This window comes from Thalassospira sp. TSL5-1, from assembly GCF_001907695.1.
Taxonomy (GTDB): domain Bacteria; phylum Pseudomonadota; class Alphaproteobacteria; order Rhodospirillales; family Thalassospiraceae; genus Thalassospira.
On record NZ_KV880637.1, the window covers coordinates 1,157,918 to 1,173,971 of the forward strand.

The 16,054-nt window shown below is 54.6% G+C and carries 15 protein-coding genes; all 15 read left to right on the forward strand.

Annotated features, from left to right (window positions below):
* Nucleotides 1–531 precede the first annotated feature (531 nt).
* Complete coding sequence (locus LF95_RS05435) at nucleotides 532–1,278, forward strand: YebC/PmpR family DNA-binding transcriptional regulator (RefSeq protein WP_073954019.1); 747 nt, start codon at nucleotides 532–534, stop codon at nucleotides 1,276–1,278.
* A gap of 95 nt (nucleotides 1,279–1,373) precedes the next feature.
* Complete coding sequence (gene ruvC, locus LF95_RS05440) at nucleotides 1,374–1,895, forward strand: crossover junction endodeoxyribonuclease RuvC (RefSeq protein ID WP_073954020.1); 522 nt, start codon at nucleotides 1,374–1,376, stop codon at nucleotides 1,893–1,895.
* Entirely contained in the window at nucleotides 1,892–2,587 is a 696-nt protein-coding gene (ruvA, locus tag LF95_RS05445) for a Holliday junction branch migration protein RuvA (RefSeq protein ID WP_073954021.1), read from the forward strand. Before ruvC ends, ruvA begins: the two co-directional genes overlap by 4 nt.
* Entirely contained in the window at nucleotides 2,584–3,663 is a 1,080-nt protein-coding gene (ruvB, locus tag LF95_RS05450) for a Holliday junction branch migration DNA helicase RuvB (RefSeq protein ID WP_073954022.1), read from the forward strand. Before ruvA ends, ruvB begins: the two co-directional genes overlap by 4 nt.
* On the forward strand, nucleotides 3,660–4,109 hold the full coding sequence (locus tag LF95_RS05455) for a YbgC/FadM family acyl-CoA thioesterase (protein ID WP_073954023.1): 450 nt from the start codon (nucleotides 3,660–3,662) through the stop codon (nucleotides 4,107–4,109). The genes ruvB and LF95_RS05455 overlap by 4 nt, the downstream gene beginning before the upstream one ends.
* Before the next feature lie 7 nt (nucleotides 4,110–4,116).
* Entirely contained in the window at nucleotides 4,117–4,848 is a 732-nt protein-coding gene (gene tolQ, locus LF95_RS05460; RefSeq protein ID WP_073954024.1) for a protein TolQ, read from the forward strand.
* Nucleotides 4,849–4,851: 3 nt separating this feature from the next.
* Complete coding sequence (gene tolR, locus LF95_RS05465) at nucleotides 4,852–5,313, forward strand: protein TolR (protein ID WP_073954025.1); 462 nt, start codon at nucleotides 4,852–4,854, stop codon at nucleotides 5,311–5,313.
* Between the two features lie 6 nt (nucleotides 5,314–5,319).
* Nucleotides 5,320–6,360, forward strand: a complete 1,041-nt coding sequence (locus LF95_RS05470; RefSeq protein WP_073954026.1) for an energy transducer TonB — start codon at nucleotides 5,320–5,322, stop codon at nucleotides 6,358–6,360.
* 347 nt (nucleotides 6,361–6,707) lie between these two features.
* Nucleotides 6,708–8,078: a Tol-Pal system beta propeller repeat protein TolB gene (gene tolB, locus LF95_RS05475; protein ID WP_073954027.1), complete on the forward strand. Its 1,371-nt coding sequence runs from the start codon at nucleotides 6,708–6,710 to the stop codon at nucleotides 8,076–8,078.
* 129 nt (nucleotides 8,079–8,207) lie between these two features.
* The gene (pal, locus tag LF95_RS05480) at nucleotides 8,208–8,711 is read left to right on the forward strand and encodes a peptidoglycan-associated lipoprotein Pal (protein ID WP_073954028.1); all 504 of its coding nucleotides are present in this window, start codon (nucleotides 8,208–8,210) and stop codon (nucleotides 8,709–8,711) included.
* Nucleotides 8,712–8,980: 269 nt separating this feature from the next.
* On the forward strand, nucleotides 8,981–10,048 hold the full coding sequence (ybgF, locus tag LF95_RS05485; RefSeq protein ID WP_252509665.1) for a tol-pal system protein YbgF: 1,068 nt from the start codon (nucleotides 8,981–8,983) through the stop codon (nucleotides 10,046–10,048).
* An 18-nt stretch (nucleotides 10,049–10,066) separates the two neighbouring features.
* Complete coding sequence (gene tilS / locus LF95_RS05490) at nucleotides 10,067–11,608, forward strand: tRNA lysidine(34) synthetase TilS (protein WP_073954029.1); 1,542 nt, start codon at nucleotides 10,067–10,069, stop codon at nucleotides 11,606–11,608.
* 111 nt (nucleotides 11,609–11,719) lie between these two features.
* On the forward strand, nucleotides 11,720–13,657 hold the full coding sequence (gene ftsH / locus LF95_RS05495) for an ATP-dependent zinc metalloprotease FtsH (RefSeq protein WP_073954030.1): 1,938 nt from the start codon (nucleotides 11,720–11,722) through the stop codon (nucleotides 13,655–13,657).
* A 19-nt stretch (nucleotides 13,658–13,676) separates the two neighbouring features.
* Entirely contained in the window at nucleotides 13,677–14,795 is a 1,119-nt protein-coding gene (gene folP / locus LF95_RS05500; RefSeq protein ID WP_073954031.1) for a dihydropteroate synthase, read from the forward strand.
* Nucleotides 14,796–15,251: 456 nt separating this feature from the next.
* Nucleotides 15,252–16,022, forward strand: coding sequence for a response regulator transcription factor (locus LF95_RS05505; RefSeq protein ID WP_083607514.1), 771 nt, complete (start codon nucleotides 15,252–15,254; stop codon nucleotides 16,020–16,022).
* Nucleotides 16,023–16,054 lie beyond the last annotated feature (32 nt).

The window sequence follows — 16,054 nt, forward strand, 5'->3', positions numbered from 1 at the left end:
TTGTACCGATGTTCGTTCTCACCGGTTTTAAGAGGCACGGACCTTTGTAAAGGTTTCCGCTTAGTCGCCCTTCCCCTTGTTTGATAACCCTTTTTGGTGGCTCAAACCCGATAGCATTGTTTTATTATGTTTATCGCTTTCGCAATATTGTTGCATTCTGTCGTGCTCTGCAATAGGCAAGCCGGTTTTGGCAAATAAAAAGCAAGTTGTCTCCTGATGCTTCAATAACGGGCCGGATCTGATTGATTATAAATTTGATCGTTCGTCCGTGATTTCCAGGGGGATGGCGCAAATTGGCGGTTTGCGATGTGAATATGTGCGCGACCGCTGGACCTTGGCGCACAAACACGTTATAGGAGCGTGCGTTGCGTTCGCCTGCAGGGTGCCATTGGTCGTCTGGCGGCTGCGAATGCAAGACAGTTTCTCACAAAGTCGGGCCGGTACGGATACGATATGTATCTGGTTTCGGTCTGATCGGGGCCCGGGCGGCACCAGATCGATAACGTCATTCAAGAATACAGGTTTCAGGTTATGGCCGGTCATTCCCAGTTTAAAAACATCATGCACCGCAAGGGCGCGCAGGATAAAAAGCGCGCCAAGATCTTTACCAAGCTTGCCCGTGAAATCACGGTTTCGGCAAAGATCAGTGACGATATCAACAGTAACCCGCGTTTGCGTGCCGCTATTGCCGCAGCGCGCGGGCAGAACATGCCCAAGGACAATATCGACCGCGCCATTAAAAAGGCACTGGGTGCTGGCGAGGGCGAAAACTTTGAAGAAGTCCGTTATGAAGGTTATGGCACCGCGGGTGTTGCCGTCATCGTTGAAGCCCTGACCGATAACCGTAACCGTACGGCTTCCGAAGTGCGCGCTGCCTTTACCAAACATGGTGGCAACCTCGGTGAAACCGGTTCGGTTGGTTTTATGTTCAACCGTATCGGTGAAATCGTGTATCCGGCGGACAAAGGCGACGCGGATACCATTTTTGAAGCCGCCCTTGAAGCCGGTGCCGCCAATGTGGAATCCGACGAGGAAAACCACGTTATTGAAACCGAGATCGAGGATCTGAACGCGGTTCGTGAAGCCCTGACCGAAACCTTTGGCGACCCGGAAAGTGCCAAACTGGTGTTCCGTCCGGCGACCACGGCTGAGATTTCGGTTGATCAGGCACAAAGCATCATGAAACTTGTTGATGTGCTTGAAGACAATGATGACGTCCAGAATGTCTGGACCAATGTCGAGTGGACGGACGAAATCGTCGCAGCTCTCGATAACTGATCTTGCTTACGCCCGTCATTTTGCTTTGAATGACGGGCGTATTTTATCTGGGCTATTGGCCCATTTGCTGAAAAATAACAACAGGTGATTGTTACGTGGTCAGGGTTCTTGGCATCGATCCCGGTCTTCAGCGCACCGGATGGGGCGTGATCGACCTTCATGACAATCATATGCGCCATGTTGCCAATGGTGTGGTCAGTTCTACGCAATCACTTTCGCTGGCCGAACGGCTGGTGCAGCTTTTTTCCGGCTTGACCGACATTATCAATGAATGGTCGCCTGATGAGGCTGCGGTTGAAGAAACATTCGTCAATAAAAACCCGGTTTCAACGCTTAAACTGGGGCAGGCCCGTGGGGCGGCCCTGCTGGCACCGGCGCGGCTGGGCATTCCGGTTACGGAATATACACCGAATGCTGTTAAAAAGACGGTGGTCGGGGCAGGGCATGCCGCCAAACAGCAGGTTGAAATGATGGTTTCAACCCTGTTGCCGGGCTGTAAAATTGCCGGTCCCGATGCGGCGGATGCGCTGGCGGTGGCAATTTGCCATGCCCAGCATGCAGGAACCCGTGCCATGATGAACCGCTATCATAATCAGAATGGGGGCGCGACGCGATGATTGCCAAATTGCGCGGCATTGTCGATTTTATCGGCGAAGATCACGTTATCATTGATGTTAACGGTGTTGGCTATCTTGTTTTTGCCTCGCGCCGCACACTCTCCATGATGCCTCCTGTGGGGGGGGATGCCGGTTTGATCATCGAAACCCATGTCCGTGAAGATCACATTCATCTTTATGGTTTTGCCGATCACGCGGAAAAACAGTGGTTTGCCCTTTTGACAACCGTTCAGGGGGTTGGGGCCAAGGTGGGCCTTGCCATTTTATCGGTTCTGTCCCCGACCGACCTTTTGCGCGCGCTGGCTTCCCAGGACACAACCGCCCTGTGCCGGGCGCCCGGCGTAGGGGCAAAGGTGGCAACACGTATTGTTGGCGAGTTAAAAGACAAGGCTGCCAAGCTAAACCTTGGCCCGGTCGCCGCACCGGTGGTGGCACCTGCACCTGTTGCGGAAAAGGCCGAGGGGAAAGCAAAACCGTCGCGTAAAAAAGCAGCGCCTGCCGAAGCTGCGGCCCCCGAAGCCCCGGTGATTGATGATGGTGCGATCATGGCCGATGCCGTTTCCGCGCTGGTGAATTTGGGCTATGGCCGCTCCGAGGCGTTTGGTGCTGTGGGCAAGGCCGCGCAGAATGCGGGCGAGAACCGAAATCTTGATACGCTGATCCGTTTGGGCCTAAAGGAGCTTAGCGCGTGAACGAGGAAAACGACCGCCTGCTCAGTGGCGAACGCAATGCCGAAGACCGCCAGGAAGGGTCTTTGCGTCCGCGCAGGCTGGATGATTTTACCGGCCAGAAAGAAGTACGTGAAAATCTGGATGTTTTTATTCAGGCGGCCCGTGGTCGTGAAGAGGCAATGGACCATGTGCTGTTTTTCGGGCCCCCAGGGCTGGGCAAAACCACATTGTCGCAAATCGTTGCCAGCGAACTGGGTGTGGGTTTTCGTGCCACATCCGGCCCGGTGATTGCCAAGGCGGGGGATCTTGCTGCCCTTTTGACCAATTTGCAGCCACGTGATGTGCTGTTTATTGACGAAATCCATCGTCTGAACCCGGCAGTTGAAGAAATCCTGTATCCGGCGATGGAGGATTTTCAGCTTGACCTGATCATTGGCGAGGGGCCAGCGGCACGTTCCGTGCGGATTGATTTGCCGCCTTTTACCTTGGTCGGCGCAACAACCCGGTCCGGGCTTTTGACAACCCCCTTGCGGGATCGTTTTGGCATCCCGTTGCGTTTGCGGTTTTACGAGCCGGAAGAACTGGTGGATATTGTTGCGCGCGGGGCAAAATTGCTTAATTTTGACATGACCCGCGATGGCGCAATGGAAATTGCCCGCCGGTCAAGGGGAACGCCGCGCATTGCCGGGCGTTTGTTGCGGCGGGTAAGAGACTTTGCCGTGGTTGCAGGGAAGTCGCCAGTGAATGCCTTTATCGCCGATGCCGCCCTGACCCGGCTGGAGGTGGACAATCTGGGCCTTGATAGCCAGGACCGGCGCTATCTGACCTGTATTGCCAGCAATTATGGCGGCGGGCCGGTGGGCGTTGATACGCTGGCGGCAGCCCTGTCGGAAGAACGCGATACGATCGAAGATGTGATTGAACCCTATTTGTTGCAGCAGGGTCTTATTCAGCGAACGCCACGCGGTCGGATGCTTGGCGTTAAGGGGTTTAATCATCTTGGATTAACGCCGCCCCGCAGTCAGGCGGGGGTTCCCATGTCGGACCTGTTTGAAAGCGAAGCCCTGAAAAATGCAAATGACGAAGGTGACGCATGAGCGACGCGCTTTTGGGAACCCTTGACGGAAAACGCCACATCTACCCGTTTTGCGTGTTTTACGAGGATACCGATGCCGGTGGAATTGTATATCATGCGCAATACCTTGCCTTTGCCGAGCGTGGCCGGACGTCAATGGTGAATTTATTGGGTTTTTCCAATAGAAACATTGCCGAACGCCACAAAGTTGCCATAGCGGTTCGACATTGTACCGTCGATTTCCGTCGGGCTGCGCGGCTTGAGGACCGGTTGACTGTGGAAAGTCGATTGATCCGAATGGGCGGTGCGTCACTGGGGTTCGAGCAAAAAATCATGCGTGATGGCGAGGAACTGGTCGTAATCGATATCGTTCTGGCCTGCATGTCGCTTGAAACCTTCAAGGCGCAACGCCTGCCGGATGAATTAAGAAATGTGTTCAGTGACTATCTGGATGTGAACGAGGGCTAAAGAAACGATGGAAAATCAGGTTGTCGATGCCGTGTCGCTTGGCCAGTCGGTGATGGCGCATGACATGTCGATGTGGGGGCTGTTTGTCCAGGCCGGTCTGGTCGTCAAAGTGATCATGATCGGTCTTTTGCTGTCATCCGTCTGGGTGTGGGCAATTGTCTTTGAAAAAACCTTCCGTCTGCGCAAATTGCGTGCCCAAGCCAATCAGTTTGAAGAGGCCTTTTGGTCGGGTGGGTCGCTTGAGGACCTGTATGACCGCATTGCTGATCGGCCCAAAGACCCGATGGCCGCGATATTTGTCTCCGCCATGCGCGAATGGCGTCGCTCCAATGCGCGCGGTGTGCATGGCGAAACCATGCGGGCACGCCTGCAACAGCGCCTAGAACGGGCAATGGAAGTCACCCTGGGCCGGGAAATGGACCGTGTTGAAAAATACATGACCTTTTTGGCATCGGTTGGGTCAACGGCGCCATTTGTGGGGCTGTTTGGCACGGTTTGGGGCATTATGGCGTCGTTCCAGTCTATCGCGGCGTCCAAAAATACGTCGCTGGCGGTGGTGGCCCCAGGGATTGCCGAGGCCCTGTTTGCAACGGCTATTGGCCTTGTGGCTGCTATTCCTGCTGTTGTGGCCTATAATAAAATTTCAAGCGACCTGAATCGCTATGGCAACCGGCTGGAAGCCTTTGTCGATGAATTCAGTTCGATCCTTTCCCGCCAGCTTGATGAAAAACGGGATTAATTTATGGGCGCACAACTAGCTTCTGGAAATTCCGGCGGCGGACGTCGCCGTGGGCGCAGGGGGCGCGGTGGTCGTCGCGCCATGAGCGATATCAACGTTACCCCGATGGTTGACGTGATGCTGGTGCTCCTCGTGATTTTTATGGTCACGGCACCGCTGATCACGGCCGGGGTTGATGTTGATCTGCCCAAAGCCAGCGCCACCCAGATGACCGGGCAGGACGAACCCCTGGTGGTGTCCCTGACCAAGGATGGCGATGTTTATTTAATGGACAGTGAAGTAAACCGGGACGACCTGGTTGCCAAATTGCGCGCCATTACCGAGAACAAGCAGGATACCCGGATCTTTGTGAAGGGTGACAAGGCGGTTGATTACGGCCAGGTCATGGATTTGATGGGGCGCATCAACGAAGCAGGTTTTAGCAAGGTCGCTCTGATTGCAGACCTGCCGGAAAAGGGCAAATAAGCGGTCATGCTGCGGAATGTGCTGATTTCATTGGCGGTGCATGTGGCGATCATTTTGATTGCTTATTTCGGCTTGCCTGATTTGTTTAAACCGGACCCGATAGAGATGCAGTCGGTATCGGTGGACGTTGTTACGGTGGATGAATTTGCGGCCGCCCAGAAAAAGGCGCCGCCATTGCCCAAGCCTGATACCAAACCGGCGGCCAAGCCGGAACAAAAGGAAAAGCCGACACCCGCGCCCGAGCCAAAACCCCAGCCGAAGCCGGAACCCAAACCCGAGCCAAAACCGGAGCCAAAGCCCGTTCCCAAACCGGAACCCAAGCCTGAGCCAAAACCGGAACCGAAGCCTGAACCAAAGCCGAAACCTGAGGCCAAAAAGGCCCCGGAGGCAGCGCCCGTGCCTGAAAGTGATGCGGGTGAGTTAAAGCCCAAGCCGGAAGAAAAGAAACCGGAGCCGAAGCCCGAACCAAAGCCGGAAAAGAAACCGGAACCGGCAAAAAAGCCTGAGCCCAAGCCGGAACCGAAACCGGAGCCAAAGCCTGTTCCGAAACCGGAAAAGAAACCCGAGCCGAAGCCTGAACCCAAGGCCAAGGAAGAGCCGAAGCGAACCCTTGCCGATATTTTAAAAGACGTTCGCAAGACAGAGGCAAAATCTGAGCCGGTACCGGAGCAGCCAGATCAGAAACCGGCAAAGGAAGCTTCAAGTGAGCAGACGGCAACGCGCCTGTCGGATCGGCTGACCATGAGCGAGCTTGATGCGCTCAGGCGTCAGATTGCGCAGTGCTGGAACCCGCCCGTGGGCTCCAAGGATGCCGATTTTGTGGTTTATCTGAATATTCAGGTTAATCCGGATCGCACGGTGCGCAGCGCGCAAATTGCCAATCGCAATGAAATTGGTAATGATCCGTCAAAGCGGACAGTTGCCGAAAGTGCATTGCGTGCTGTTTTGAACCCGGCCTGCAGCCCGCTGAAGCTGCCAGCGAATAAATATGACCTGTGGAACACAGTTGTCATGACCTTTAACATGCGGGAGATGTTGGGTTTATAGGGTATGTTCGGGAAATATTTGGGAAATTGTGACGATTTTACCGCATTTTTGCCGGAATGATTGCCGATTTTTGTCTTTTAACGTCGGCTCTGCTTTCAAAACGCGGTCGCGATACAGGCAAGCCGTTGAAGACAGACAGGAATCGGACGATAACGGGTGGCACTTTTGGAAAATGCTGCATAGCGAAATCTGTATGAAATGATGTGCTAAAATCGCATTGCTGACCTCCGAAAGTGCCGCTGGATAAAAAACAATTGTAGCGCAAATTCACGTTCAGTTTTGACACGCGTGAATTGACGGGTTAACGAGCTATCCTTTTGAAAACGCGTGGAGAAAAGCGAGGCAGGATGACAAGCAAGACCAAGGCTTTTAAACGACACTGGCGTGTACGCGGGCTAGCTGGCCTGTGTGCCCTTGCCGTTGCTGTTGGCTTGAGCATTGTTGCAGCCGCCCCGGCGCGTGCTGAACTGCGTGTTGATATTACACGCGGTGAAGTAAAGCCGATGCCCATTGCCGTGACACGTTTTGCAGGCGAGGGTGTTTCGGAAACCGATGTCGGGCAGAATATTACAAATGTGATCAACAGTGATCTGGCGCGCTCGGGTCTTTTCAAAACGATTGATGAAAAGGCCTTTATCCAGAGCGTCAGTTCGCTGGCGGTCAATCCCAACTTTGCCGAGTGGCGTACAATTGGCGCCCAGGCCCTGGTTAATGGCCGGGTCCTGACCGAGGCAAACGGGTTACTGCGAGTGGAATTTCGTTTGTGGGACGTTTTGGCCGAAAACCAGATGGCCGGTGTTGCGTATCGCACGCAGCCGGGTAACTGGCGGCGGATCGCCCACAAAATTGCCGACGAGATCTATAAACGCATCACCGGTGAGTCCGGGTATTTCGATACCCGCATCGTTTATGTATCCGAATCGGGACCGGCGACACGCCGGATCAAGCGACTGGCGATCATGGATCAGGATGGTGCAAACCACCGTTTCCTGACCGATGGCAAGTTTCTTGTTCTCAGCCCACGGTTTTCGCCGACCGCCCAGGAAGTGGTTTACATGTCGTATTTCAACGACAAACCACGGGTTTATGTTCTTGATATCGACACCGGAGAGCTGGAATTGCTTGGTGATTTCCCGGGGATGACATTTGCCCCGAGATTTTCACCGGATGGCAATTCGGTGATCATGAGCCAGGCGCTGGACGGCAATAGCGAGATTTATTCGCTGGATTTGCGCACCCGCGAAAAGCGCCAGTTGACGCGGCACCCCGCGGTTGATACATCGCCTTCCTATTCGCCCGATGGATCGCGTATCGTTTTCAACTCGGACCGTAGTGGCGCACAACAACTTTACGTGATGAATGCAGATGGTAGTGGCGTGCAACGGATCAGTTTTGGGGGTGGACTTTATTCAACCCCGGTCTGGTCTCCGCGTGGCGACCTGATCGCCTTCACGAAGACGCAGGGAGGTCAGTTCTATATTGGTGTCATGCGGCCAGATGGCAGTGGTGAACGGCTGCTGGCCAACGGGTACCTCGTTGAGGCCCCGACATGGGCACCAAACGGTCGGGTTTTGATGTTTGATCGCCAAATCCCGTCTAAGGATGGAACCAAGGACCGATACCGCCTGTTTTCGATTGATCTTACCGGTTATAACGAGCGCGAGATCGTTACACCGGCAGATGGGTCGGATCCGGCATGGTCGCCCTTGATTCCCTGATTTCTCAATTGTATAGTCATCGCGAAACACCGTATGCGATTCGTTTTTAAACGAGCATGTGATGGTGTCGCGAGACATGGTAAAAAACCAACTCGGGCGAATGCGTCCGGTGTTAAGGGGAAAACTTAAATGAAACTTCGGATTCTGAGTGTTTTTGCTGCCGCCGCTCTTTTGGCCGCTTGTGAAACTGCACCGGACAGCTCGGCGACTTCGCAGGGCGAAGGTGTCTCTACTGTTAACCAGCCCGCAGATACCACCACTTCCAGCACGCTTTCCGAAAGCAGCCCGGAATGGTTTGCGGTTAATGTTGGCGATCGCGTTTTCTTTGACTACGACCAGTATGATCTGTCGGCTGAAGCCCGTCGTACCCTGGAACTCCAGGCTGCATGGCTGAAGAAATACCCGCAGTACACTGTTCTGGTTGAAGGCCATACCGACGAACGCGGTACACGCGAATACAACCTTGCACTGGGTGAACGCCGTGCAAACTCTGCCAAGGATTATTTGATTGCTCTGGGCGTTGATCCGTCCCGCATCGAAACCATTTCCTACGGCAAGGAACGCCCGGTTGCTCTGGGCCATGACCAGGAAAGCTGGGCCAAGAACCGTCGCGCTGTAACGGTTGTCCGTTAATCGCGCGCTGGTTTGAAAAACCGGTTTGATTTCAGGCGCCTGTCCCGGTTTCGGGGCAGGCGCCTTATTTTTGCCGTTTGACAGCGCAACGATTTTTGTTTGAAATCTGTCGCATGTTATTGAAGTTGATCAAAAAGGACCGGGAAATGATCCGACCAGAACCCGCCAAGATCCAATGCTTTCCCATGCTCTCCCGGTATAGGGCTCATGCTGCGCGGCCTGTTGCGCTGCAAAAACGTTCATCGCTTCTGACCCGGATGGGCAGTTTGGTGATTTTGGGTTTTCTGACCTTTGGCATGGCTTCTCCGGCGCTGGCGCAGGATGCCTCAATGACCCGGCAGGTCGAACAACTTCGCAAGGACCTGGATCTGTTGCAGCGATATGTATATCGCGAAGGGCCGCCTGCTGATGGGGGCGGAGCCAGCGGGGCCACAAACAATGCAACCCCTGCCGCCGCACGCCAACAGGTACAGATCGATAATTTACAAGCCCAGATTACCCAGCTTACCGGCCAGATCGAAGAGCAGGGATACAAGGTTCGGCAAATGTCGGACCGCCTTGACCGGCTGATTTCGGATGTTGATTTCCGCCTGAGCCAGCTAGAAGGCAAAGCAGGCGGGGCTTCCAGTGGCATGTCTGGTGGAACGTCCCCTGCCGGGAACGACGGTTCAGATGCCGGGGCTGCTTCCGGTGCTGCGGCGGGTGCGGCTGCAGGTGCTGCCAGTGGTGGCTCGGGTAATGCTGGTGCCGCCGGCAATCTGGGGGGGGCGGCTAGCGGAGAACCGCTTGATAAAAACGGCACCCGCCTGTTTGGCGTTATCCGCAACGAGGGCGAGGCCCCCAATATTCCGTCCGGTCCGCAGGGCGATACGAACGCGGCAGGCGCAGGAGCAGGGGCCGCTGCCGGAGCCTCGGCATCTGCAACAGCGGGGGATGGTGTCTTGCCCGCCGGTTCACCGCAGGATCAGTATCGTTATGCCTTTGGTCTTTTGCGCCAGCAGAAATTTCCCGAGGCCGAAGCCGCCTTGCGCGCCTTTGTCAAGGCCCATCCCAAAGATCCGCTGGCGGGTAATGCCCAATATTGGTTGGGTGAAACCTTTTATGTCCGCGGCAATTATGATCAGGCGTCGCTGGCCTTTACCGAAGGTTTCCAGAATTATCCTGACAGCTCGAAGGCGGCAGACAATCTTTTGAAACTGGGCATGTCGCTTGCCAATCTTGGTAAAACCGATGATGCCTGCCTGACCTATGATCATCTTTTGACCAATTTCAAGAACGCATCGGGCGTTATTCTGGATCGGGCACGTCAGGAAAAGAAAAACCGCAATTGTAAATAAAAGGCGATTGGTAACATCATGAGCAGTCACCAATCCGGTCATGCGGCGTCCAGCGGGGTTCCTCTGGACGCCGCTTTCTTTTCCGCCCTGATGGCGCCGTTTGAACCGTTCGAGGATGAACCGCGTGTGCTGGTTGCGGTATCGGGTGGGGCGGATAGCATGGCGCTTGCCATCCTGGCACAGCATTGGTGTGCGAAGCGGGCGGGAAAGGTGCTGGCCGTTACGGTCGATCATGGCTTGCGGGCCGAAGCCGCTGACGAGGCCCGCTGGGTCGCGGCTCAATTGGCGCAATATGGCATCGAACATGTCACGTTGCGCTGGAATGGCGCAAAATCGGGCGCGGCCATACAGGAAATGGCACGGGCGGCACGCTATCGGTTGATTGACCATCTGGCGCAGGAGCGCGGTATTTTGCATGTTCTGGTGGCGCATCATTTGAATGACCAGCTTGAAACCGTTGCCATGCGCCAGAACCATGACAGCGGCCCTGTTGGGCGGGCTGGTATGTCGGCCCGGCGGATATTGCCCCATTGCCGTGTGTTGCGGCCGCTTTTGTCAGTGCCGCGCCGCGATATTGAGGCCACTTTGCGTGCCATAAAACCTGATAACAAAAGCCTGGTTGCGGTCAGCCCCGGAGAAGGGGCAGGGCAGCCCTGGATTACCGATCCGTCAAACAGCAATCGCACCTTTGAACGTGTTCGCATTCGCCAGCATTTGCAAATGTCCGGCGGTGAGGGGGGCGGGCATCATGACCGGAAGCGCGATCAAGGCGATTGCAGGAATGATCTTGCCCGGCTGGCACATGCACGAAGGGATGTGGAAGGTGAAACCGGGCGTTTTTTGGCGCGCTGTGTTGCCCTGGATGCCGATGGCGTTGCCCGGATAGATGGTGCGGCCTTGATGGATGCTGCCTGCCATGTGGGTGATTCTGTACCCACAGTTACACGCGACGCCATTTTGTATGGCATGGGGCATATTTTGCGTGTGGTGGGGGGCGGTAAATATGCCCCGGCGCGGGACTCGGTTGCGCGATGTTTGGATTTGGTCTGCCAAAAGCAGGTTGCGCGGCATAGTTTGGGCGGATGTGTGATCCATCGGCGCGAAAATCATATTCTGGTTTATCGCGAATTTGGCCGGATGAACCACAAAGCGTGCCCGGTGGCCGTCAATGCTGTGACCCATTGGGATGAGCGGTTCCAGCTTTGGCTTGAAATCCCTGAAAACGGGGGATTGCCGGAATATCGCGGTGCGTTTTCCATTGTGCCACTTGGTGCGTGTGACCCGTTTCACAAGCGCGTTTTTCGCCAAAGGCTGGCACGAACCGTGCCGTTTTGGGCCAATCGACCCCGTTTGGCATTGGCCTCGTTGCCGTTTTTGTGTTGGCTAGATCAGCCTTTATCTGTCGCTGGTCTTGAGATTCATGCGCTTTCCGACGTATTATCCGCCGCCGGTTGCCCGACAGATCATTTGGAGCTGTTTCGGGCAATCAGAGTGACGTGGCGGTTTGCACCACCGGCCCCTTTGTGGGAAGGTGGTTTTAAATTCGTCGCAAATCCGTGACTTCGTACTTGCGCCAGACCTGCCTGTTATTATCTGATGGGTCAGGTCATGTCGCGGGGTGCCTGCCGCGTAGTGGCGGAAATTGTTCGCGACCAGTAGCTTGGAAAGAATATGGGAAAAAATCTCGCACTGTGGGTCATCATAGCCATTCTTTTGGTGGCTTTGTTTAACCTGTTCCAGTCGCCATCCGGACGGTCGGGCCAGTCACAGCTGGCATTTTCGGACTTTCTGTCGGATGTTGATTCCGGACAGATTTCTGAAGTGACCATTCAGGGCAAAAATCTTACGGCGCAGACGCGCGACGGTCGCACCGTCAATGTCTATACACCGAATTACCCTGACCTGGTTCAGAAGCTCAATGAAAAGGGCGTGCGCATTGTTGCCAAGCCCGAAGAATCGCTGTCGCCGCTGATGAGTGCGCTGATCAGCTGGTTCCCGATGCTTTTGATTATCGGTGTCTGGATTTTCTTCATGCGCCAGATGCAGGGCGGTGGCGGCAAGGCAATGGGTTTTGGTAAGTCAAAGGCAAAGCTTTTGACCGAAAAATCCGGCCGTGTGACCTTTGAAGATGTTGCCGGTATCGAAGAAGCCAAAAGCGAGCTTGAAGAGGTCGTCGACTTCCTGCGCGATCCGCAGAAGTTCCAGCGTCTTGGTGGTAAAATTCCGAAAGGCATGTTGCTTGTCGGTCCTCCGGGGACCGGTAAAACCCTGTTGGCCCGTGCGATTGCCGGTGAAGCCAATGTGCCGTTTTTCACCATTTCGGGTTCCGACTTTGTTGAAATGTTTGTCGGTGTTGGTGCCTCGCGTGTTCGTGACATGTTTGAACAGGGCAAAAAGAACGCGCCCTGCATCATCTTCATCGACGAAATCGACGCCGTTGGTCGCCATCGTGGTGCCGGCCTTGGTGGTGGTAATGACGAACGCGAACAGACGCTCAACCAGCTTCTGGTCGAAATGGATGGTTTTGAAGCCAATGAAGGTGTGATCCTTGTTGCGGCGACCAACCGTCCTGACGTTCTGGACCCCGCCTTGCTGCGTCCGGGCCGTTTTGACCGTCAGGTAGTTGTGCCGAACCCGGATCTGGAAGGCCGTGCGCATATTCTTGGTGTGCATGCCCGCAAGATCCCGCTGGGACCGGATGTTGAACTGCGCACGGTTGCACGTGGTACGCCGGGCTTTTCCGGTGCCGACCTTGCCAACCTGGTGAACGAGGCTGCTTTGGCCGCGGCGCGCCTTGGTAAGCGCGTTGTGACCATGTCAGATTTTGAAAACGCCAAGGACAAGGTCATGATGGGGGCTGAACGCCGCTCCATGATCATGACTGATGACGAAAAGAAACTGACGGCCTATCACGAAGCTGGTCATGCGCTTGTGGCCCTGCATACGCCGGCATCTGATCCGATTCACAAGGCCACCATCATTCCGCGTGGTCGTGCGCTGGGTATGGTGATGCGCCTGCCTGAACGTGACCAGATTTCCAAATCCTATGAACAGCTGATTTCCGATCTGGCTGTTGCCATGGGGGGCCGCGTTGCCGAGGAATTGATCTTTGGTAAGGATAAGGTCACAACCGGGGCGTCTTCCGACATCAATATGGTGACGCAATATGCGCGCAAGATGGTGACGGAATGGGGCTTCTCGGAAAAGCTGGGTAATGTCAAATATGTTGATAACCAGGAAGAAGTATTCCTGGGGCATTCGGTCGCCCAGCATAAAAATGTTTCGGAAAAAACGGCACAACTGATTGATGAGGAAGTGCGTCGTTTCTCCGACGAGGCGCTGGCATTTGCCCGTCGTGTTCTGACCGAATATATTGACGACCTTCACATCCTTGCCAAGGGCCTGCTGGAATATGAAACCCTGAGCGGTAAAGAAATCGAAGCCCTGTTACGGGGTGAAGAAATCAACCGTCCGGGTCATACCGGTGGTTCAGGTACCGATAGTGGTACGCCGGGCCGTCGTTCCGCTGTTCCGACAACGGGCACACGCAAGGAAAATCCGGGCGAAAGCGGGGGTGATCTTTCACCCGAGCCGCAGCCGGGAAGCTAACAAGAGAGATTGCTGACCTATGGACAAGATCGAAGGATCGGTCCTGCGAAGCCCCGCCGACGTGCGGGGCTTTGCTGATTTTGATGGACCGTTATATTACGTGCCGACCGGTTTTATTGACCGGTCGGATGATCCGCAAACGTTGCCGTTGGCAGGTGGGCGCCGGGGGTTTTCCGCCTTGGAGATTATCCGACGTCTGGATGATGGTGGCGCGCAAAGCATGATTTTGCCGTTGCTGGCCCTTGAGGGCTGGGTGCAGAATTCTGGCAGGGTCGATGAAATCAATGCCGTTCTGGACCGTTTGAGCGGTAACCGTCGTGCTTTTGCCAATCAGGACATGGAAAGCACCCATGTCATGGGCATCGTTAATGTCACACCAGACAGTTTTTCGGATGGTGGCGACCATGACAGTGCGCAAAAGGCAATTGCGCATGGTCGTGCCTTGGCCACGGCTGGCGCGTCCATTCTTGATGTGGGCGGGGAATCTACTCGTCCGGGGGCTGCGCCGGTGTCGATTGACGAAGAAATCGCCCGTGTGGTTCCCGTGATCCAGGCATTGTCGGCTGACGGTCATTGTGTGTCGGTCGATACGCGACATGGGGCGGTGATGAAGGCGGCCATGCAGGCCGGGGCACATATCATCAATGATGTGACCGCCCTGGAAGGGGACGAGGAATCCCTCGAATTTATCAGCCAGTCTGATGACATACCGGTGATTCTGATGCATATGCAGGGCGAACCGGGCACCATGCAGGACAATCCGAAATATGATTGTGCCGTGCTTGATGTGTATGACTATCTGCTGGATCGTATCGAAAGCTGCGAACGTGCCGGGATCAGCCGGGACCGGATTTGTGTTGATCCGGGCATCGGCTTTGGCAAGTCATTGTCGCATAATCTGGAGTTGCTTTCGCGCTTGTCGATCTTTCATGGTTTGGGCTGCCCGCTTTTGCTCGGCGCATCGCGCAAATCCTTTATTGGCAAGATCGATCCGGCCGCGACCCCCAAGCAGCGTTTGGGCGGCTCATTGACGGCGGCCCTGAATGGCTGGCGCCAGGGCGCCCAAATTTTGCGGGTGCATGATGTTGACGAAACCGTACAGGCGTTGAGTGTTGCCTCGGCAATTGGCGCAGTTTGATGTGGACTGGGCGAATTGTTTAGTAAGTGAAATGACAAGGCCTGCCATCGCTGATTACTTTTCAAGATGATCTATGACGCCCGGTCCGAAATGGCCGGGTGTTTTTCATTCCATGGATTTGCAGTCTATGATTGTGGCTAATCGATTAATCAGCTTTATTGGGGTGGGTGAAAAATTATCTGGGCAATTTGGTGTGATTTAAAGTAAGAACACGCGCGATACGCGTGTGTTACAAATCTGTCAATTTCTGACAGTTGGGGCTTCTTGCTTGCCATTGTGGCTCTTTGACTTCATATGTCTAAAATCGGATAAGCAATGTACTCGTGTGCCTTTTTATATCAGCGGGATATTCTTTCGCCGGTAGGATCAAATTCGTGCCTGAATGCACATTGACAGATTCATAGTAACATATTGTAAACTATAGTTGTGCTGTCAGGCGGGTCGGAGCGGGAAAAGATGGCTGCGTGTATTTTTGTGGTCGAAGACAACGAGGACCTCAACCGTGATCTCTGTGAATATTTGGAGATCTGCGGTTTTGATGTTGTCGGGTGTGAAAGCGGCCAGGAATATTATCACGCGATTGAAAAGCTCACACCGCAAGCGGTTATTTTCGACGTGATGTTACCAGATGCTGACGGGTTTGATCTGGCCCGTTTTACCCGTAATAAACTGGATTGCGGGATTATGATGCTGACATCGCTGTCAGGCATGGACCAGCATTTGGCGGGATATCAGGCAGGGGCGGATGTGTATCTGACCAAAGACAGCCCGCTTTCCGTTATCGAGGCCGCTTTGCGCCCGTTATTGCGTCGGGTTGCGACACCTGACACGGATGATGTTGTTGAAAACACGTCCGATCAACCCACCGATTTCTGGACTCTTGATCGTCTTAACTGGACACTGACGGCCCCGGAAGGCAGGTCGGCCACGTTAACTGCGGGTGAGCGTACAATCATTAGCGTATTGATCGAGGCCAATGGCGGCTGGTTGACGCGCCCTGATATTGTTCGGGCCTTGGGAAAGGCGGATACGGCGGAAAATTGCCGTAACCTGGATACCGCCATTCGCCGGGTTCGGCAAAAAATCGCCAAAGATACCGGCGAGGAACTGCCGGTACGCACGGCATATGGTCGTGGTTATGCCTTTACGTCAGCTGCTATTATTGTTGGGGACGAGCCCGGAACTGACGAAACTCCAGGCCCGGTAAAAATACGTTCAAATGCCTGATTGATCGGGCGGTTTACTATCATCGCAAGTTT